This window comes from Streptomyces bikiniensis, from assembly GCF_000716625.1.
Classification (GTDB): domain Bacteria; phylum Actinomycetota; class Actinomycetes; order Streptomycetales; family Streptomycetaceae; genus Streptomyces; species Streptomyces bikiniensis.
Genome location: NZ_JNXJ01000001.1, coordinates 113,455 through 132,283 on the forward strand (window position 1 = coordinate 113,455; position 18,829 = coordinate 132,283).

An 18,829-nucleotide genomic window follows, 5' to 3' on the forward strand; every position below is an offset into this window, starting at 1 on the left:
CTTTCCGTGCCCGTCCCTCAGCCGGTGATCTCGACGGCCTCGCCCTGGGCCTCCCGGGGCCGGTGCGGCTCTGCCCCGTTCGGCTTCTGCTTCCGGGTGATGCCCTGGAGGAGCTGTGCCAGGTCGACGCCGGTGGTGGCGGAGAGCAGTTCCACACCCTGGGCGACGTTGTCCGCGACCGTACGGGACAGCTGGCTCGCCCCGTCGGTCGAGATGACCGTCATCTTGTCGACGGCCGACAGCGGCTCGGACGCCTTGGCGACGACCTGCGGCAGGACCTCGACGAGCATCTGGAGGACGGCCGCGTCCCCGTACTGGGCGAAGGCGTCGGCCTTCTTGCGCATGGCCTCGGCCTCGGCGGCGCCCCGCGCGGCGATGGCGGCGGCCTCGGCCTCGCCCTCGATCCGCACGGCGTCGGCGAGCGCGGCGCGGTGCGCCTTCTCGCCCTCACCGGTCAGCCGGGAGCGCTGGGCGTCGGCCTCGGCCTGCTTGACGAGGGCGATCCGGCGGGCCTCGGCCTCCTGCTCGGCCTGGTAGCGGGCGGCGTCGGCGGGCTTGCGGACCTCGGTGTCGAGCTGACGGTCGGTCAGCGCGGCCTGCCGCTGGGCGACCTTCTCCTGCTCGGTGAGGATGTCCTGCTGCCGGGCGGCCTCGGCGAGGGGCCCCGCGGCGTTGGCCTGGGCGGCGGCCTCGTCGGTCTGCGCCTTGATCTCGGCCTGCTTCAGGTAGAGGGTCCGCTGCGCGACGGCGATCTCCTCCTCCGCCTTCAGCCGGGCCTGCTCGGCGGTGCGGCGGGCGACGGCCTCGGCGATGTCCGCCTCCTGCTTGGCGCGGGCGGCCTCGGGGCGCCCGAGGTCTTCGAGGTAGGAGCCCTCGGTGGTGATGTCCTGGATCTGGAAGGCGTCCAGGACCAGGCCCTGGCCGGACAGGCTGGCCTCGGCCTCCTCGGCGACCTGGCCGGCGAACGCGGCGCGGTCCCGGATGATGTCCTCCACCGACATGCGGCCCACGATGGAGCGCAGCGCGCCGGACAGCACCTCCTGGGTGAAGCCGACGATGCCGTCCTGCTGCATCAGGAAGCGCTGCGCGGCCGCCCGGATCGAGTCCTCGGTGCCGCCGACCTTGACGATCGCGACGCCCTCCAGGTTCGCCTTCACGCCGCGCAGGGTCACGGCGCCGCGCACCGCGACCGGGATGTGCCGGCTGGAGAGGTCGAGGGTGAACTTCTGCTGCACGAACGGGACGACGAACACGCCGCCGCCTACCACGACCTTCTGGCCGCTGTTGTCGGTGAAGACGCGTCCGGTGGCGGGATCGGTGGCCTTCTTGCCGCGTCGGCCCGTGATGATGAACGCCTCGCTCGGTCCCGCGACCTTGTAGCGGGTGACGACGACGAGGCCGAGCAGAACGACGAGGACGACGATCCCGAGGACCGCTGTCAGTACAGGACTCATGGCGAAATCCCCTTGAGTGGAACGTGGGTGAAAAAGAGCGGAAAGAAAAAGCGGGCGCCGGGTCAGCGCTCGACGGGACGGACGGTGACCGACGTCGGGGAGAGGATGGACTCGACCCACACCTCGGCGCCCCGCGCCACCGGCGCGGCGGCCTTCGCCGCGTACTTCACCGGCTGCCCGCCCAGGTACAGCAGGACCTCGCCGTAGCCGGCGGCGGGGATCGCCGTGACGACCGTGCCCGACGTCCCGGTCAGGTCCTCGCCACGCGGCGCGGGCGCGTCGTCCCGGAGCAGGGCCCGGCTGAACCGCCAGGTCAGCCAGCCCACCAGGGCGCCGGCCACGACCCCGACGACGGTCGCGGTGACGACGCCCGCACCGGCGGCGCCGGTGGCGATGGCCCCGGTGAACCCGAGGGCCGAGACGAAACCGGCGATCACCGGGAGGGACAGGAATCCGTCCACCCCGATGCCGATGCCTTCCAGGACGCCGTCGAAAACGAGGGAGAGGGCCAGGACGGCCAGTCCGGCGATTCCGAATCCGAGAAACCAAACCATGTCGCTGTGCCCCCTCGGCCCCCGTGATCGGCTCGCGCCTCCGCGCCCGCGGGTTCTCGCGTGCGCGTTCTCGCGCCGAGCCGTGAAATCATGTTCCCGCGTCGGGAAGTACCCCATTGTCCCATGGCATAGGCCTGCGGAACATGGGTGCCGGTTACCCATGGACGCTCCCACCGGTATTGCGGTGGTGAATTCCCCTGTCGTCGCGAGGCTACCCGAATTCCTTTCCGCCGGGGAGGGCCGGGACGCCCCTGTACGGCACGGGACGCCCGGCTCCCCGCGTACGGTTCCTCCGCCCGCTCAGTACGATGGTCCGCCGGCCGGGCGGGCGGCAGACGGGACCGCCGGGCGCGGCGACGGAAGGGCGGCGGCATGATGGACCGGAGCGGCGACGGGGCGGAGCCCTCGGCCCGCAGGCGCGGGCAGGGCGAGCTGGAGGCCCAGGTGCTCGCCGCCCTGCGTGAGGCGACCGAACCGGTGCCCGTGGCGTGGGTGCGCGAACGCCTCGGCGGCGGCCTCGCCTACACCACCGTGATCACCATCCTGACCCGCCTGCGGGCGAAGGGCGCCGTGGAACGCGAGCGCGACGGCCGGTCCTTCCGGTGGACGGCGGTCGCGGACGAGGCGGGGCTCGCCGCGCTGCGGATGCGGAAGGTCCTGGACGCGGAGGCGGACCGGCAGGCGGTCCTGGCCAGCTTCGTGACCGCACTCTCGCCGAACGACGAGCGACTCCTTCGTGAACTCCTCTCCCCGGAGGCCGAGCTCCCCTCCCCGGAGGCCGGGGAGGAGGAAGGCTGACCGCCATGGGAGTCTTCGTCTTCCTTCCCCTGGTCCTTCCGCTGACCGCGTGGCCGGTCGCCCGCCTCGCCGAACAGCGGCTCCACCCCCGTACCGCGACCCGGCTGCTCGCCGCCGTCGCCGGTGTCTCCGCCGTGTGCAGCACGCTCTGCCTCGGCCTGCTCATGATCGTGGGCACCGCGCAACTGCCCGGCAACCCGCTCCCCGACAGCTGGTCGGACCCCGACGTGCGCGCGGCCGTCCCGTACGACGAGATCGCGGGCCGGGCGGCCATCCCCGCGCTCCTCGCCGTCCTGGTCTCCTGCGCCGTCGCCGCGTGGCGGCAGGCGCGGGTGCGCCGCCGGACGGCGGGCGCGCTGGCCGGGCTGCCGCCGACGTCCGTCGCGGTGCTGCCGGACCGCACCCCGTACGCGTACGCGCTCCCCGGCGGGCGCGGGAGCGGGCGCGGGAACAAGCGGGGGAACAAGCGGGGGAACGGTCGTGAGGGCGGGCGCGGCGACGGCCCAGGGAACGGCCGCCGGGACGGCCGCGGGAACGGCCGCCGGAACGGCCGCGGGCGGGTCGTGGTCAGCACCGGGATGCTCGCCGGGCTCGGGTCCGCCGAGCGCCGGGCGCTCTTCGCCCACGAGCGGGCCCATCTGAACGGGCGTCACCACCGGCACCTCCTGACGGTCCACCTGGCGGCCCGCGCGAACCCGTTCCTGCGCCCGCTGCGGACCGCCGTCGCGTACACCGCCGAGCGCTGGGCCGACGAGGAGGCGGCGGCCGAGGTCGGCAGCCGCCGGACCGTGGCCCGGGCGATCGGCAGGGCCGCGCTGCTCGCCCCGCGCGCCCCCGCCGCCACGCTCCCCGCCCTGGCGGCGGTGGGCCCGGTGCCCCGGCGGGTCGCGGCCCTGATGCGCCCGGCCCCGGTGGGCCGCGCCTGGCCTCCGGTGTGCACGGCCGCCGGCCTGGCCGCCTGGGGCGCCGCCTTCGGCACGACGGTCTCGGCCCTCTCCTCGGCCAACTCGGCGGTCACGCTGTACCTCGTGCTGCACGCCGCCACCACGTCGGTGTAGCGGGCCGCTGGTGGGACGAGTCGCCAGGGCCTGTCCGGCGGATCAGGGTCGGGTGGACAGGCCCTAGAGGTCGAACTCGTGCGGCGGCAGGCCGAGGGCGAAGCACGCCTCGCGCACCACGGCCTGCTCCGTCTTGTCGAAGTCGCCGTCGGCGCCGCCGATGACGATGCCGATCTGGACGACGGCGCGGGCCTCGGCCGGCTTCTTCTTCGCCTTGGCGATCTCCTGGAGGACGCCGACCTTGCCGAAGTCGAAGTCGGCGGTGAGCTTGTCCAGGTTGGCGTCGAAGCGGCGCTGGAGGTCGAGCGCGTCGAAGTTCTGCAGCACCTCGTCGGTCGCGATGAGCTGGGCGACCCGGCGCCGCTCGGAGGGGTCGATCGTGCCGTCGGCGGCGGCGACGAGGGCGCACATGGCCATGCTCGCGTCCCGGAAGGCGCCGCTCTTCAGGTCGTTCTTCTTCGCCACCAGCTGGGTCTGCATCGTCGATGCGGATTCCTTGATGCGGTCCCACAGGGCCATGAGCACTCCCGACGTCGATTGCCTACTTCTACGTACGTGTAGAACTTAGCAGTGTCGCCGGGGGTTCCCGGGCCGCGGGCGCCGGTCACGGACCCAGGAGCAGCAGCGAGAGCCACAGGGCCGCCGTCGAGGCGACCAGGGCGGCGGGGACGGTGAGCAGGCCGAGCCGGGTGAACTCCCCGAGGTCCACCGGGTGGCGGTGGTGGTGGGCGATGCGGCGCCAGAGGAGGGTGGCGAGGGAGCCCGCGTACGTGAGGTTGGGGCCGATGTTCACGCCGATCAGGACGGCGAGCACCGCGCCGGGCCCGGAGCCGGCCGCCAGTGGGACCAGGGCCAGGGTCGCGGGCAGGTTGTTGATGAGGTTGGCGAGGACGGCGGCGAGCGCGGCGGCGCCGAGCAGGGCCGGCAGCGAGGTGCCGTCGGGCAGGAGGTGGGCGAGGACGGTGCCGAGGCCGTTGTCGACGACGGCGCGGACGACGACGCCCAGGGCCAGGACGAACGCGAGGAAGGGCGGCGAGGCCGAGCGGACGAGGGCGCGCGGGGTGGTGTGACGGCGCGCCAGGGCCCGTACGGCGAGGACGGCGGCGCCCGCCGCGGCCGCCCAGGCCGGGTCCACGCCGGTGGCCGAGGCGACGGCGAAGCCGGCGAGGGTCGCGGCCACGGTGACCAGGGCGAAGAGCGGGAGTTCGACGGGCTCCGGCGGCTCGGCGGCGTCGGCGGGGGCGGCGAGGTCGCGGGCGAAGAAGCGGCGGAAGACCGCGTACTCGACCGCGACGGCGGTGAGCCAGGGGAGCAGCATCAGGAGCGCGAACCGGGTGAAGCCGAGGCCGGTGGCGGTGAAGGCGAGCAGGTTGGTCAGGTTGGAGACGGGCAGCAGCAGCGAGGCCGTGTTCGACAGGTGGGCGCTCGCGTAGACGTGGGGTTTGGGGCGGGCCCCCATCCGGGCGGCCGTCGCGAAGACCACCGGGGTCAGCAGGACGACCGTCGCGTCCAGGCTCAGTACGGCGGTGATCAGCGAGGCGAGGCCGAAGACGGCGCCGAGCAGCCGCTGGGGCCGGCGGCGGGACCAGCGGGCCATCCAGGCGCCGCAGGCGTGGAAGAGGCCTTCGTCGTCGCAGAGTTTGGCGAGGACGAGGACGGCCGCGAGGAAGCCGATCACCGGCCCGAGCCGCTCGGCCTCCTCGCGGACGGCGCCGGGCGTGACCGCCCCCACCGCGAGGACGGCACCGGCGGCGGGCAGCGCGAAGACCGCCTCGGGCAGACGGAAGGGACGGACGACGGCGCAGAAGAGCACCACGGCCAGGGCGAGCACGGACACGGACGAGACGAGCATGTGCCCGATCATCCGGGGTGGCGGGGGCGCGGCGGCGCCGGGGGTCCGGCGAGTCCCGCCGGACCCCCGGCCGGGTCGCGGGAGGCGCCGGGTCCGTTCCGGCCCCGTCGGCCGGCTCCTCGGTGTCCGCGCCGGCCTGCGGCGGGGGAGGAATCCCGCCCGGTTCCCGCCCGCCTCTTGTCAGTGCAATTTCACATTACTATGGTACTGCTCGCACCGCAGTTGCCATCGACGTCAACTCGGCCATCAGGAAAGCGAGTTGACTGGGAACCACCCCCACATCCCCCTCCCGACACAGGAGTTCCGGTGTCCCAGCACAGATCCGTGCGCACCTCCCTGCTCGCCGCCGTACTGGCGGCCGGCCTGCTCGTACCGCTCGGGCAGACCGTCAGCCAGGCCGCGACCGCGGGAAGCGCGCCGCCCGCCGCCGAGGCGCGTCCGCACCCGTACGACGAGGTCGACCGCCTCGCCGTCGCGCCCCCGGCCACCACCGCCCCCGCGCCCGCCCCCGGTGGCGCTGCCGCCGGACGGACACCCGGGCCCGCCGAGACCGGCGCCGCACCGCGCAGGGCCGAACGGCGGGCCGCCGCCCCGCCCTGCACCCTCGACGGCATCACCGGCCTGGCCCCCGAGCGGTTCGCCGACTTCCTCGCCGACCCCGCCGTGACCGCCGAGGGCTGTCTGCGCGACCTCATATGGACCTGGGACGCCCGGCTCGCCCCGGTCATGTCCGACGCCCACGTCCAGGCCGTCGCCCGGCGCGCCACCTGGCTCGCCCCCGGCCACGACGGACGCAACTCCACCCACCTGGAGGAGCTGTTCACCTACCTCCACGCGGTGGCCTACCACGACTTCTCGCGCGACGAGATCGACACCACCGACGCCCCCACCGTCGACGCCGTGCGCCGCGCCGTCGCCGCCTTCGGCACGGCAGCCCGCACCTTCGACGCCACCCCGGCCAACGCCGCCACCCTCCGCGAAGCCCTCTACGCGGCCAGCGCGCCCGGCCTGCGCCAGCACCAACTCGCCCTGATACCCAAGGTCCTGGCGACCATGGGCGCCGACCGCACCGCGACCCGGCACGACCCCGCCTGGGCGAACGCCGCGCTCGCCGCCCTCTCCGTCAACTACCTCGGCGTCTACCCGGGCAACCGGGACGCCGCCTTCCACGCGGCCGTCGCCGCCGACCCCGCGTACCGCGCCGCCTTCAAGGCCTTCTCCGGCCACGGGCACCTCAAGGGGACCGCCAACGCCTGGGTCGTCCGCGACGCGCTGAGCGAGTACGGCCGCTTCGGCCAGGTCGACGGCCTGCGCACGGGCGTCGTCGCCGACCTCGGCGCCCTGCTCGGCCCGGTCGAGACCACCTTCGGCACCGCGAGCGCGCCGTGGGCCTCGCTCGTCTCCTGGCTCAACTTCTACGACGCCTGCGCCCCCCACGGGGTGTGCAAGGGGGACATCGAGCGCCGGATCTTCCCGTACGCCCACACGTACGACAACGGGGCCCTCAAGGTCCGCACCGGCCTTCCGCGCGCGACCGTCGACACGCTCTACTACGCGAGCAAGCGGGTCAAGGCGCAGTTCCACCGGGTCCTCGGCACCCAGGAGCCCCTGGCCGGCGACCCCAACACCACCCTGAACGTCGTCCTGTACGCCTCGCGCGCCGACTACGAGCAGTACCACCCCATCCTGACCGGGATGGACACGAACAACGGCGGCATCTACATCGAGCGCGGCGCCACCTTCTACACCTACGAGCGGCGCGTCCCGCAGGACTCCACGCTCACCCTCGAAGAGCTCTTCCGGCACGAGTACACGCACTACCTGAACGGCCGGTTCGCGGTGCCCGGCTTCTTCGGCGAGGGCCCCTGGTACCAGAACGACCGCACCACCGCCATGGACGAGGGGACGGCCGAGTTCTTCGCCGGCGCCACCCGTGACGACGGCGTCGCCGTCCGCAAGTCGCTCGTCCGCGGCGTCATCTCCGACACGGCGGGCGGCGGACCGCGCATGACGGTGCGCCAGATCCTCAACGCCACGTACGACGGCGACGGATTCCGCTTCTACTCCTACGCCGGCACCCTCTTCGAGTACCTCTGGACCGAGAAGCCGTCCCTGCTGCGCGAGATGTACGGACACCTGCGCGCCGACAACGTCTCCGCGTACGACGCCTGGCGCGCGCGGCTCGGCTCCGACACGGCGCTCCAGCGCGGCTACGACGCCTTCCTCGACGCCCGGATCGCCGAGGTGGACCGCCTGTACGTGCCGGTGACCACGTTCACGCCGAACGACCGGCTGCGGGACTCCAGGGCCTCCGACGTCGCCGCCTCCTTCGCCGCCGCGACCTCCAACACCCCGGCCTGCGCGGAGACCGGCGCGCCCGGCGGACGCCGCTTCACCTGCACCGGCCGCATCACGGCCAACCTCGCGAACGCGGCGAGCGCGGACCAGGTCTTCAAGGACATGTCCGAGACCGTCGACTACTTCCTCCTCGACCGGGCGGGCGCGGCCTCGAACAACCTGGCCGACATGAACTGCTCCTTCGGTCCCGTCGACATCTGGACCGGCGGACGCGCGGGAACCTCCGGCTACAGCTGCGAGGGACCGCTGCGCGGCTGAGCCGCGCGCACCGGGCCCGGAGGGCGCGCGGTCGGGCGACCCCCGACCTCCTCCGGGCCCGGCCCGCCCTGTTCCTCCTCCCAGGAAGGTGGCACCTTACTTCCGTGTCCAAGAGCCAGAGCCCGGACGCCGTGATCATCGGCGCGGGCGTCGTCGGAGCCGCCTGCGCGTACTACGCCGGCCGCGCGGGACTCTCCGTCGCGGTCGTCGACCGGGGCCCCGTCGCGGGCGGCACCACCGGCGCCGGCGAGGGCAACCTCCTCGTCTCCGACAAGGAGCCCGGACCCGAACTCGACCTCGCCCTGCTCTCCGTGCGCCTCTGGCGCGACCTCGCCGCACTGCTTCCGGCCGACGTCGAGTACGAGGCCAAGGGCGGCCTCGTCGTGGCCCCCGACCCGACCGCCCTCAAGGCCCTGCGCGCCTTCGCGGAGGGGCAGCGGGCGGCCGGCGTCGAGGCCGCCGAGGTCCCCGGCGACGGACTGCGCGCCCTCGAACCCCACCTCGCCGGAGGCCTCGCGGGCGGCTTCCACTACCCGCAGGACTCCCAGGTCCAGCCCGCCCGCGCGGCGGCCCGGCTCCTCGCCGCCTCCGGTGCCGCCGTCCACCTCGGAGAGGAGGTCACCGGCATCCTCCGCACCCCCTCCGGGGCGGTGCGCGGAGTCCGCACGGCCCGCCGCGACCTCACCGCCCCCGCCGTCGTCAACGCGGCCGGCACCTGGGGCGGCGCGGTCGCCGCCCTCGCCGGTACGGAGCTTCCGGTACGGCCCCGACGCGGCTTCGTGCTCGTGACCGAACCCCTCCCCAGGGTCGTGCGGCACAAGGTGTACGCCGCCGACTACGTCGCGGACGTGGCCAGCGGCTCGGCCGCGCTCCAGTCCTCGGCCGTCGTGGAGGGCACCCCCGCCGGGCCCGTGCTCATCGGCGCCACCCGCGAGCGCGTCGGCTTCGACCGCTCCCCGTCCACCGAGGCCCTGCGCCGGCTCGCCGCCCAGGCCGCCGCGCTCTTCCCGGTCCTCACGGACGTACGGGCGCTGCGCGCGTACCACGGCTTCCGCCCCTACCTGCCGGACCACCTGCCGGCGATCGGACCCGACCCCCGCGTCCCGGGGCTGCTGCACGCCTGCGGCCACGAGGGCGCGGGCATCGGCCTGGCCCCGGCCACGGGACTCCTGATCGCCGCCGCGCTCACGGGAGAGCCGGCGGGGGGCGTCGATCCGGCGCCCTTCCGGCCGGAACGGTTCGACGACGCCCCCGACACCGGACGACGGGAGAACACCCCATGAGACGACGCCGCACCCCGCGCGCCCTGGTCGGCGGCCGGGCCGGGGCCGCCTTCACCGTCACGTTCGACGGACGCCCGCTCCCCGCGCTCGACGGCCAGTCCGTCGCCGCCGTCCTGTGGAGCGCGGGCATCCTGACCTGGCGCACCACCAGGAACGCCGGGGCGCCGCGCGGGGTCTTCTGCGGCATGGGCAGCTGCTTCGACTGCCTCGTCACGGTCAACGGGCGCCCCAACCGGCGCGCCTGCCTCACCCCGGCCCGCCCCGGCGACGCCGTCACGACCCAGGAGGGAACGGGCCGTGCCGACCTCGCCGTCTGAACCGCCGGAGCGGTCCGGACCGTTCGACCTCGCCGTCGTCGGTGCCGGCCCCGCCGGCCTCGCCGCCGCCGTGGAGGCGGCCCGGCGCGGACTCCGGGTGGTCCTCCTCGACGCGGGGGACCGGCCCGGCGGCCAGTACCACCGGCACCCCGCGCCCGAGCTGGGCGCGCGGCGGCCCGGGGCGCTCCACCACGACTGGCGGGAGTTCACCCGCCGCACGGCCGCCCTGGACGGCCTCGTCCGGGCGGGCCGGGTCGTCCACCTACCCGGGCACCACGTCTGGACGGTGGTCCCCGAGGGCACCGGCCGGCGGCTGCACGCCGTGGCCGGGCCCGACGAGGCCGCCGCGTCCGTCAGGGCCCGCGCGGTACTCCTGGCCACCGGCTCCCACGAGCGCCAACTGCCCTTCCCCGGCTGGACGCTGCCGGGCGTGGTGGGCGCCGGGGGAGCGCAGGCGATGCTCAAGGGCGGGCTCGTCCTGCCCGGTCGCAGGGTCGTCGTGGCGGGCAGCGGCCCCCTGCTCCTGGCCGTCGCGGGATCCCTGGCGGCGGCGGGCGCCCGCGTCCCCGCCGTGGTCGAGGCCGGCACGTACCTCGGCTACTCCGGCTTCGCCCCGGCGCTCCTCCGCAACCCCGCCAAGCTCGCCGAAGGCGCCCTGCACGGAGGCGCGCTGCTGCGGTACGGCACCAGGCTCCTCACCCGTCACGCGGTGGTCGGGGCCCACGGCTCCGCGCGCGTCGAGGCGGTGACCACGGTACGGCTCGGCCCCGACTGGCGCCCCCTGCCGGGCACCGGCCGCCGGATCCCCTGCGACGCGCTGGCCGTCGGCCACGGCCTCGTACCGCAGTTGGAACTCGCCACGACCCTCGGCTGCGCGACCCGCACGGCCGCCGACGGGACGGCCGCCCTCGTCCTCGACGCCGAGCAGTCGACCTCGGTCCCCGGCGTCTGGGCGGCCGGGGAGGCGGGCGGCATCGGCGGCGCCCGACTCGCGGTCGTGGAGGGGACGCTGGCAGCCGCCTCCGTCGCCCGCGCCCTCCTCGGCGGCGGAGCGCCGGGGCCGCGCGAGACCGCGCTCCGCCGCCGCCGCGACCGGCTGCGCGCGTTCGCGGAGGCGATGGGCGGCGTGCACCGGCCCGGGCCCGGCTGGACCGGGTGGCTGCGGCCGGACACCGAGGTCTGCCGCTGCGAGGAGGTGCCGGCCGCCCGCGTGACGGAGGCCGTCGACGTCCTGGGCGCGCGGGACGCCCGTACGGTCAAACTGCTGACCCGCGCCGGAATGGGCTGGTGCCAGGGCCGCGTGTGCGGCCCCGCCGTGGCCGCCCTCGCCGGGCACGCCTCCGGGGAGGGGGCGGTCCCGGACCGGCGCCCGCTCTCCTGCCCCGTACCGCTCCGGCATCTGGCGGAGCTTCCGGAACCTCCTGCTGACTGAACATCAGGAGTGGCCGTGCGCACGCCTCTTGTGGGCCGCGCACCCAGAAGTAAAATGTCACACACCACACAAGGGAGTCCTTCATGGCCCACGAACAAGCCCCCGTGCACCGCGACCGCCCCTGGCGCGGCATCATGGTCGCCACCGCCCTCCCCTTCCGCGAGGACGGCTCCGTCGACCACGACGCCTACGCGCACCACGTGGCCCGGCTGATCGCCGAGGGCTGCGACGGAGTCGTCCCGAACGGCTCCCTCGGCGAGTACCAGACGCTCACCGACGCCGAGCGCGCCCGCGTCGTACGGACCGCCGTCGAGGCGGCCGGGGACGGCGCCCGCGTCATGCCGGGCGTCTCCGCGTACGGCGGCGCCGAGGCCCGCCGCTGGGCCGAGCAGGCCGCCGAGGCCGGCGCCGGGTCCGTCCTGCTCCTGCCGCCCAACGCCTACCGGGCCGACGAGGCGGCCGTACGCGACCACTTCGCCGCCGTCGCCGCCGTCGGCCTGCCCGTCGTGGCCTACAACAACCCCCTCGACACCAAGGTCGACCTCACCCCCGCCCTCCTCGCCCGGCTCCACGCCGACGGCAGCGTCGTCGCCGTCAAGGAGTTCAGCGGGGACGTCCGCCGCGCCTACGAGATCGCCGAACTCGCCCCCGGACTCGACCTGCTGGTCGGCGCCGACGACGTCCTCCTCGAACTCGCCCTCGCCGGCGCGGTCGGCTGGGTCGCCGGCTACCCCAACGCCCTCCCGCGCACCTGCGCCGCCCTCTACCGGGCCGCCGTCGCGGGCGACCTCGACACCGCCCTCCCGCTCTACCGGTCCCTCCACCCGCTCCTGCGCTGGGACTCGAAGACCGGGTTCGTCCAGGCGATCAAGCTCTCCATGGACCTCGCCGGACACCGCGGCGGCATCACCCGGCCGCCCCGGCTCCCGCTCGCGCCCGAGCAGGAGGCCGCCGTGCGGGCCGCCACGGAGAAGGTCCTCGCGGAGGGCCACGCGTAACCCCGTACGCCCGCCCTCCCTCAAGGCACCGACAGAAGGGGAACCATGCGCACCCGCCACGTCTACCACGCGGTGGACTCCCACACCGAAGGCATGCCCACCCGGGTGATCACCGGCGGCCTCGGGGTGATCCCCGGAGCCACGATGGCCGAGCGGCGGCTCCACTTCGCCGCACACCTCGACCACGTCCGCACCCTCCTCATGTACGAGCCGCGCGGCCACGCCGCGATGAGCGGCGCGGTCCTCCAGCCGCCCACCCGCCCCGACGCCGACTACGGCGTCCTCTACATCGAGGTCTCCGGACTCCTCCCGATGTGCGGCCACGGCACCATCGGGGTCGCCACCGTCCTCGTGGAGACGGGCATGGTGCCGGTGGCCGAACCGGTCACCACCATCCGCCTCGACACCCCGGCGGGGCTCGTGAGCGTCGACGTACGGGTGGAGGACGGCGCCGCGAAGGCGGTCACCCTCACCAACGTGCCGTCCTACTGCGTCGGCCTCGACCTCAAGGCGGACGTGCCCGGGTACGGCACCGTCACCTACGACCTCGCCTACGGCGGCAACTTCTACGCCTTCGTGGACCTCGACGCCCTGGGGCTGCCCTTCGACCGCGCCCGCAAGGACGACCTCCTCGCCGCCGGACTCGCCGTCATGGCCGCGATCGACGCGGGACCCGACCGGCCCGTCCACCCGGAGAACCCCGCCATCGCCGGGGTCAAGCACGTCTACCTGGCCGCGCCCGGCTCCGACGCCACCCGCTCGCGCCACGCCATGGCCATCCACCCCGGCTGGTTCGACCGCTCCCCGTGCGGCACCGGCACCAGCGCCCGCATGGCCCAGCTGCACGCCCGGGGACTCCTCGCCCCCGACACCGACTTCGTCAACGAGTCCTTCATCGGAACCGAGTTCACCGGCCGGATCGTCGGAGAGACCACCGTGGGCGGACGGCCCGCCGTGGTCCCCACCGTCACCGGCCGGGCCTGGATCACCGGCACGGCCCAGTACTTCCTCGACCCCGACGACCCGTTCCCCGCGGGCTTCCTGCTCTGAAGTCCTTCGGTGACGGTCGGACCGGACGGCGAAACGTGACATTGTACGATGCCCCTCCGTGACTTCTCGGAGGACGCACGATGGGTGACCTGAAGCAGTACGGCCTCGTCAGGGCGCAGGAACGGCTCCGCGACCAGGTCGGGCACGCCCTCCGCGCGGCCCTGATAGCCGGAGAGCTGCGCCCCGGCCAGGTCTACTCGGCCCCCGGCCTCGCGGCCGACCTCGGCGTCTCCGCGACCCCGGTCCGCGAGGCCATGCTCGACCTGGCCCGCGAGGGCCTGGTCGAGCCCGTCCGCAACAAGGGCTTCCGCATCACCGAGGTCGGCGAGCGCGACCTCGACCAGTACACCGAACTGCGCACCCTCATCGAGGTCCCCACCGTCGGCCGGGTCACGAGGACGGCGTCGCGGGAACAGCTGGAGGAACTCCGGCCGGTCGCCGAGGAGATCGTCGCCCGCGCCCGCGCCCACGACCTCATCGGCTACCTGGAGGCGGACCGCCGCTTCCACCTCGCCCTGCTCGGCCTCTCCGGCAACGAGCGGCTCGTCGAGACCGTCGGGGACCTGCGCAAGCGCTCCCGCCTCTACGGCCTGACGGGTCTGGACGAGGCCGGTCTGCTCGTCTCCTCCGCCGAGGAGCACGTCGAACTCCTCGACCTCATGATCGCCGGGGACGCGCGCGGCGCCGAGGCCTGCATGCGCCGCCACCTCGGCCACGTCCGCTCCCTGTGGGCCGAGGGCCGCGACAAGCCGGCGGAACGCCGGTAGCACCGCCCCGCGGAGCGGGCCTCGGAAACGGTTCCGGACCGGCTCCGGGACTGGTTCCGGTCGGTTCCGGACCGGCTCCGGGATCGGTTCCGGATCGGCCTCGGGTCGGTTCCGGATCGGCCTCGGGTCGGTTCCGGATCGGCCTCGGGACCGGCTCCGGGGCCGGTTCCGCACGGCCTCGGAGCGCGCCAACTCGGCGTGCCCGGGCGAAAATCTCACGATCTGGACATCGCCCCGCACATCTATATGCTGACAGCATGTTTCCCGCCGACTCCACGCCCGCGCACGCCGGTCCCCCCGCCTCCGCCGCGCCCGTGCCGGCCGTCGCCTCCCGCCTGGCGAACGTCGGCTCGTCGCCCGTACGGGACATCCTGGCGCTCACGGCACGGCCCGAGATGATCTCCTTCGCCGGCGGCCTCCCCGCCCCCGAGCTGTTCGACGTCGCCGGGATGCGGGCCGCGTACGACCGGGTCCTCACGGAGAACCCGCGGCAGGCCCTCCAGTACTCCACGACCGAGGGCGACCCGGAGCTGCGCGCCGCCGTCGCCGACCGGCTCACCGCGCGCGGACTGCCCACGGAGGCCGACGACCTGCTCGTCACCACCGGCTCGCAGCAGGCCCTCACGCTCCTCACCACCGCCCTCCTCGAACCGGGCGCCGTGGTCCTGGTCGAGGACCCCTGCTACCTCGCCGCCCTCCAGACCTTCGCCTTCGCCGGGGCCCGCGTCGTCCCCGTGCCCACCGACGACCGGGGCGTCGTCCCGGAGGCCCTGGAGGAGATCGCGGCCCGCGAGAACCCGACCCTCCTCTACGTCGTCCCCACCTTCCAGAACCCCACGGGCCGCACCCTCCCCGCCGAGCGCCGCACCGCCGTCGCCGAGGCCGCGGCCCGCCACGGCTTCTGGATCGTCGAGGACGACCCGTACGGCGAACTGCGGTACGACGGCGAGCCCGTCCCCTGGATCGCCGCCGACCCCGCGGCGGCCGACCGCACCGTCCTGCTCGGCTCCTTCTCCAAGGTGATGGCCCCCGGCCTCCGGCTCGGACACCTGCGCGCCCCCGCCGGGCTGCGCCGCTCCTGCGTCATCGCCAAACAGGCCGCCGACCTGCACACCTCGACCATCGACCAGGCCGCGGCCGCGCGGTACCTGCGCGACAGCGACCTCGACGCGCACGTGGCGGTCATCCGCGCCGCCTACCGGGAGCGCAGGGACGCGATGCTCGAAGGCCTGCCGGCCGCGCTGCCCGAGGGCAGCCGGTGGAACAGGCCGGAGGGCGGCATGTTCGTCTGGGCGACCCTGCCCGAGGGGTACGACGCCACGACCCTCCTGAGGACCGCCGTCGGTCACGAGGTGGCGTACGTGCCGGGAGCGCCGTTCTTCTGCGGCGAACCGGACCCGGCCGCCATGCGGTTGTCGTTCACGACGCACTCGCCCGACGAGATCGGGGAAGGCCTCCGCAGGCTCGCCAAGAGCTTCGTCTGACCCGGACCGGTGATACGAGCCGGTGACACGGTCCGGTGGTACGGGGCCGGGGCGGGGGAGTGGGCCGACCGGGTGAGCTTCCGGCCCGTCCGCCCGCCGCACCGCCATCACGCCGTGTCGTTGTTGGGCCGAACGGGTGAGTAGCGGGAGGATGGACCCATGAGTAGGTACGAGAGGTACGACGTCACCGACGAGCAGTGGGAGGGCCTCGCGCAGGTCGTGCCCCTGCGCGGCCGTGACGAATGGCCGTCCAGGGTCGACCACCGCACGATCCCCGAGCAGTACGAGTCCGCCGAGCAGCGCCGCATGGTCGTGCTCCGGGTGCAGGTCTTCGCCGACGCCCGCGAGGTCGCCGAGTACCTCATCGCCCAGATCCCGGTGCTCCTCGACCTGACGAGCGCCGACACCGAGGTCGCCAAGCGGATTCTCGACTTCAGCAGCGGCGTCGTCTTCGGGCTCGGCAGCGGGATGCACCGCGTCGACCGGAACGTCTTCCTGCTCGCCCCCGCGGGCACGGAGGTCGAGGGCGCGGAGGGCGCGGAGGGCGCGGACGAGGAGGAGGTCGTGGGGGGCCGGACCGCCGGCGTCCCCCGATCGTAGGAAGGTCCGCCCGACGTAACGGTTCGCCGGGGAAAGGGCTGCGTACGGTCCGGACATGGACCTCACCGGCGGCTCCGCGCCCGCCCGCACGTCGAAGAACCGCTCCTCCGACCTCGTACCCGGCCCCGACTCCGTCACTCCTGCCGGTTCCGGTTCCGGCCCCGGTTCTCCTTCCCTTTCCCCCTCCCCCCTTCCCGTTTCCGGCGGCGCCGTTCCTTCCAGCGCCACGCCTTCCCCCGGGTTCCGCGTCCCGGAGGCCCGTACCTCCACCGCGTCCGCCTCCGGGGCGGCCGCTTCCCTCCCGCGCGCTTCCCGGTCCCGTGCCTCCGTCCCCGAGGCACGGGGCCCGGTCGCGCCGGAGACACCGGGAGCCCGGCCCGACGCCCGGCCCGCCGTCACCGAACTGCGCCTCTCCGCGTTCGCCGGACACCGCTCCGCCGTGTACGCGCTCGGTCCCGTGACCCTCTTCACCGGGCCCAGCGGCAGCGGCAAGACCACCACCCTGCGGGCGTACGAGGCGCTGGCCCGGCTCGGCGCGGGCGACCCGCTCGACGAGGTGTTCCCGGACGCCGCCGACCTCGTTCCCGAGCGCGCCCGGCCCGACACGCAGGGCCGGCGCGGGTTCCGCATCGGCTGCACCGTCGACGGACCGTGCGGCCCCGTCAGCCTGGACCTCGCCGTGCAGGCCGAACCCCGGCTCCGCATCGTCGGCGAACGGCTCACCGCACGGGACCGCACCCTGCTCGCCACCGCCCTCCGGGACCCCGGGCGCAGCACCGTCCAGGCCGAGTGGCACACGGCGGGCACCACCTCCGTGACCAGGGCCCCGCTCCCGGACGACCTGCTCGGTACGGCCCTGCTGCCGCTGCGGGTCGCCGGCAGGACCCCCGGACAGCTGGAGGTCCTGGCCGCCGCCGAGCAGGTGGTCGTCGGGCTGCGGTCCGCCTTCGCCTGCGACCCCCGGCCCGAACGGATGCGGGCCCCCGTGCCGCCGGGCGAGGGACGGCTGCGGCGCGACTGCGCCAACCTCGCCGAGGTCCTGCACCGCACCCACACCGACTGCCCGCGCCGCCACCACCGCCTCGCGGTCGTGGCGGGAGCGGGCTGCGCGGGGACCGTCACGGGGCTCGGGGTGCGGGAGCTCCGCGAGGGCACCGTCCGGGCGGTGCTCGAACGGGGCGGCCGGCCCGCGACCCCGCTCGGACGCCTCGGCGACGGCGAACTGCGCTATCTGGCGCTCGCGCTCACCCTGCTCACGGGCCCCGGGGTCCTGGAGATGGACCGCATCGCCGAGGTGCCCGACGCCATGCAGAGCCTGACGCTGCTCGCCGACGGCCTCGACCGGGGCCTCGACCGGCGCCAGTCGGCCGAACTGCTGCGGCTCGCCGTGGAGATCGCCGGGGACGGGCACATCAGGGTGGCGGGCGCGGTGGGCGACCGGACGGCGGCGGAGGCGCGCCGGACGCCCGGGGCGACGGTGGTAGACCTGAGCGCGTGACGCACGAAGAGACGACGGACGACGGTGTGGCGGGGCTCCGGCGCAGGCTGGTCGCGTTCGCGGCCGCCCGCGACTGGCAGCCCTACCACACGCCCAAGAACCTGGCGGCGGCCCTCAGCGTGGAGGCGGCCGAACTCCTGGAGATTTTCCAGTGGTTGACCCCCGAGCAGGCCGAGCGCGTGATGGAGGACCCGGAGTCGGCCCACCGGGTCGCCGACGAGGTGGCGGACGTGTTCGCCTACCTCCTCCAGTTCTGCGAGGCGCTCGGGATCGATCCGCTGGCGGCGCTCGCGGCCAAGATCGACCGCAACGAGCTCCGCTTCCCCGCCGAACGGCGGGAGGGAGGGGGCGAGAGGCAGGAGGAGGACGGGGAGCGGGGTGAGGGAGGGGTGGGAAGAGACCTGTGAACGAAGATCGTCACTCTTCGGAGTGATCGACTTTCCCCCATCAAGCCTCCTGTCCACAGATTTCCGAATTCCTCTGGTGTTTGGGCTCAGGTCGCCTCACTCTGGGTAATGACTGAGTGGGTGGCAAGTCGTGGGAACGGGGGCGGTGTTGATGGAAGCGGAGCGACTGATCGCGCTCGGCCGGCACGCGCTGGCGGAGAGCGGGACGGCACAGGACATCGTGGCGGAGGCCTGGCAGACCCAGGCCCTCGCCCAGGCCGTGGGGAGCCGTCTCGCGCTCTGCGGTCCGCAGGAGCTGCGGGGCGAGGCGCGGGGGCTGAGCGAGATCGGGGAGTATCCGGCGGTGTGGGGCGCCGGGGGGCCGCGCGCGGCCCGGCTGACCGAGGTCGCGGACCCCCACCGGGCGCTGACCGCGCTGGGGGAGCTGCTCGGCGAGGTGGGGATCGCCCTGGTGGGCGTGGCCTGCGCCACCGACGAGGAAGGGCTCTACTGGCAGTGCATCGAGGCGATCGACGCCACCGACGAGTCGGGGGACCGGGTGCGCGGGTTGTTACGGCGCCTCGTCGTTCGCGACGGCGAGCGAGCCCGCCCGCCCGACCCCGCCCGGGGCCGCGCGACCCCACGACGGGAGCCGTCGTGTTGACGCCCCCGGTCCGACCGG

General features: G+C 74.7%; 18 protein-coding genes. 14 read left to right on the top strand and 4 right to left on the bottom strand.

All coding sequences use genetic code 11. The features are described 5' to 3' along the window. Positions 1-17: 17 nt before the first annotated feature. Both OO47_RS00485 and OO47_RS00490 read right to left on the bottom strand, forming a co-directional pair. A complete protein-coding gene (locus tag OO47_RS00485; protein WP_030211409.1) occupies positions 18-1,454 on the bottom strand; it encodes a flotillin family protein in 1,437 nt (478 codons plus the stop codon). 62 nt (positions 1,455-1,516) lie between these two features. Beyond that, complete coding sequence (locus OO47_RS00490; protein WP_030211411.1) at positions 1,517-2,008, bottom strand: hypothetical protein; 492 nt, start codon at positions 2,006-2,008, stop codon at positions 1,517-1,519. 372 nt (positions 2,009-2,380) lie between these two features. On the opposite strand from OO47_RS00490, the gene OO47_RS00495 reads away from it, so the two are divergent. After that, positions 2,381-2,806 (top strand): BlaI/MecI/CopY family transcriptional regulator, encoded by a 426-nt coding sequence (locus tag OO47_RS00495; RefSeq protein ID WP_078489409.1) that lies wholly within the window; start codon positions 2,381-2,383, stop codon positions 2,804-2,806. A 5-nt stretch (positions 2,807-2,811) separates the two neighbouring features. Further along, complete coding sequence (locus OO47_RS00500) at positions 2,812-3,864, top strand: M56 family metallopeptidase (RefSeq protein WP_030211414.1); 1,053 nt, start codon at positions 2,812-2,814, stop codon at positions 3,862-3,864. Between the two features lie 63 nt (positions 3,865-3,927). Here the strand turns inward: OO47_RS00500 and OO47_RS00505 are convergent, their stop codons facing one another. Together OO47_RS00505 and OO47_RS00510 are read right to left on the bottom strand one after the other, a co-directional pair. Next, entirely contained in the window at positions 3,928-4,383 is a 456-nt protein-coding gene (locus OO47_RS00505; protein ID WP_030211416.1) for a tellurite resistance TerB family protein, read from the bottom strand. 85 nt (positions 4,384-4,468) lie between these two features. Then, on the bottom strand, positions 4,469-5,716 hold the full coding sequence (locus OO47_RS00510) for an SLC13 family permease (RefSeq protein WP_033207591.1): 1,248 nt from the start codon (positions 5,714-5,716) through the stop codon (positions 4,469-4,471). Between the two features lie 306 nt (positions 5,717-6,022). Between OO47_RS00510 and OO47_RS00515 the strand changes: the two genes are divergently transcribed. From OO47_RS00515 to OO47_RS00570, 12 genes are all read left to right on the top strand, one after another. Beyond that, positions 6,023-8,332, top strand: coding sequence for a collagenase (locus OO47_RS00515; protein WP_030211420.1), 2,310 nt, complete (start codon positions 6,023-6,025; stop codon positions 8,330-8,332). Positions 8,333-8,436: 104 nt separating this feature from the next. After that, on the top strand, positions 8,437-9,615 hold the full coding sequence (locus tag OO47_RS00520) for an NAD(P)/FAD-dependent oxidoreductase (RefSeq protein ID WP_033207524.1): 1,179 nt from the start codon (positions 8,437-8,439) through the stop codon (positions 9,613-9,615). Beyond that, positions 9,612-9,932: a (2Fe-2S)-binding protein gene (locus tag OO47_RS00525; RefSeq protein ID WP_030211422.1), complete on the top strand. Its 321-nt coding sequence runs from the start codon at positions 9,612-9,614 to the stop codon at positions 9,930-9,932. The genes OO47_RS00520 and OO47_RS00525 overlap by 4 nt, the downstream gene beginning before the upstream one ends. Next, positions 9,913-11,364 (top strand): FAD/NAD(P)-dependent oxidoreductase, encoded by a 1,452-nt coding sequence (locus OO47_RS00530; protein ID WP_030211423.1) that lies wholly within the window; start codon positions 9,913-9,915, stop codon positions 11,362-11,364. Before OO47_RS00525 ends, OO47_RS00530 begins: the two co-directional genes overlap by 20 nt. Before the next feature lie 83 nt (positions 11,365-11,447). Beyond that, complete coding sequence (locus OO47_RS00535) at positions 11,448-12,362, top strand: dihydrodipicolinate synthase family protein (protein WP_030211424.1); 915 nt, start codon at positions 11,448-11,450, stop codon at positions 12,360-12,362. A 45-nt stretch (positions 12,363-12,407) separates the two neighbouring features. After that, positions 12,408-13,412: a proline racemase family protein gene (locus OO47_RS00540; protein WP_030211426.1), complete on the top strand. Its 1,005-nt coding sequence runs from the start codon at positions 12,408-12,410 to the stop codon at positions 13,410-13,412. Between the two features lie 80 nt (positions 13,413-13,492). Beyond that, positions 13,493-14,179 (top strand): GntR family transcriptional regulator, encoded by a 687-nt coding sequence (locus tag OO47_RS00545; protein ID WP_030211428.1) that lies wholly within the window; start codon positions 13,493-13,495, stop codon positions 14,177-14,179. Between the two features lie 257 nt (positions 14,180-14,436). After that, positions 14,437-15,663 (top strand): aminotransferase-like domain-containing protein, encoded by a 1,227-nt coding sequence (locus OO47_RS00550; protein ID WP_199812256.1) that lies wholly within the window; start codon positions 14,437-14,439, stop codon positions 15,661-15,663. 159 nt (positions 15,664-15,822) lie between these two features. After that, complete coding sequence (locus OO47_RS00555) at positions 15,823-16,263, top strand: cell division protein SepF (protein ID WP_030211431.1); 441 nt, start codon at positions 15,823-15,825, stop codon at positions 16,261-16,263. A 55-nt stretch (positions 16,264-16,318) separates the two neighbouring features. Beyond that, complete coding sequence (locus tag OO47_RS00560; RefSeq protein WP_030211432.1) at positions 16,319-17,761, top strand: AAA family ATPase; 1,443 nt, start codon at positions 16,319-16,321, stop codon at positions 17,759-17,761. Continuing rightward, positions 17,758-18,168 (top strand): nucleotide pyrophosphohydrolase, encoded by a 411-nt coding sequence (locus OO47_RS00565; protein WP_051715767.1) that lies wholly within the window; start codon positions 17,758-17,760, stop codon positions 18,166-18,168. Before OO47_RS00560 ends, OO47_RS00565 begins: the two co-directional genes overlap by 4 nt. A 151-nt stretch (positions 18,169-18,319) precedes the next feature. Continuing rightward, positions 18,320-18,811, top strand: coding sequence for a DUF6099 family protein (locus OO47_RS00570; protein ID WP_030211434.1), 492 nt, complete (start codon positions 18,320-18,322; stop codon positions 18,809-18,811). The last annotated feature ends 18 nt before the right edge of the window (positions 18,812-18,829 follow it).

What these genes read in the sequence shown, in the direction of transcription:
- OO47_RS00525 (WP_030211422.1), top strand. Translation starts at nt 9,612, where the DNA reads ATGAGACGACGCCGCACCCCGCGCGCCCTGGTCGGCGGCCGGGCCGGG.
- OO47_RS00510 (WP_033207591.1), bottom strand. Translation starts at nt 5,716, where the DNA reads ATGCTCGTCTCGTCCGTGTCCGTGCTCGCCCTGGCCGTGGTGCTCTTC.
- OO47_RS00485 (WP_030211409.1), bottom strand. Translation starts at nt 1,454, where the DNA reads ATGAGTCCTGTACTGACAGCGGTCCTCGGGATCGTCGTCCTCGTCGTT.
- OO47_RS00535 (WP_030211424.1), top strand. Translation starts at nt 11,448, where the DNA reads ATGGCCCACGAACAAGCCCCCGTGCACCGCGACCGCCCCTGGCGCGGC.
- OO47_RS00490 (WP_030211411.1), bottom strand. Translation starts at nt 2,008, where the DNA reads ATGGTTTGGTTTCTCGGATTCGGAATCGCCGGACTGGCCGTCCTGGCC.
- OO47_RS00570 (WP_030211434.1), top strand. Translation starts at nt 18,320, where the DNA reads ATGGAAGCGGAGCGACTGATCGCGCTCGGCCGGCACGCGCTGGCGGAG.
- OO47_RS00540 (WP_030211426.1), top strand. Translation starts at nt 12,408, where the DNA reads ATGCGCACCCGCCACGTCTACCACGCGGTGGACTCCCACACCGAAGGC.
- OO47_RS00495 (WP_078489409.1), top strand. Translation starts at nt 2,381, where the DNA reads ATGATGGACCGGAGCGGCGACGGGGCGGAGCCCTCGGCCCGCAGGCGC.
- OO47_RS00500 (WP_030211414.1), top strand. Translation starts at nt 2,812, where the DNA reads ATGGGAGTCTTCGTCTTCCTTCCCCTGGTCCTTCCGCTGACCGCGTGG.
- OO47_RS00555 (WP_030211431.1), top strand. Translation starts at nt 15,823, where the DNA reads ATGAGTAGGTACGAGAGGTACGACGTCACCGACGAGCAGTGGGAGGGC.
- OO47_RS00545 (WP_030211428.1), top strand. Translation starts at nt 13,493, where the DNA reads ATGGGTGACCTGAAGCAGTACGGCCTCGTCAGGGCGCAGGAACGGCTC.
- OO47_RS00550 (WP_199812256.1), top strand. Translation starts at nt 14,437, where the DNA reads ATGTTTCCCGCCGACTCCACGCCCGCGCACGCCGGTCCCCCCGCCTCC.
- OO47_RS00560 (WP_030211432.1), top strand. Translation starts at nt 16,319, where the DNA reads ATGGACCTCACCGGCGGCTCCGCGCCCGCCCGCACGTCGAAGAACCGC.
- OO47_RS00505 (WP_030211416.1), bottom strand. Translation starts at nt 4,383, where the DNA reads ATGGCCCTGTGGGACCGCATCAAGGAATCCGCATCGACGATGCAGACC.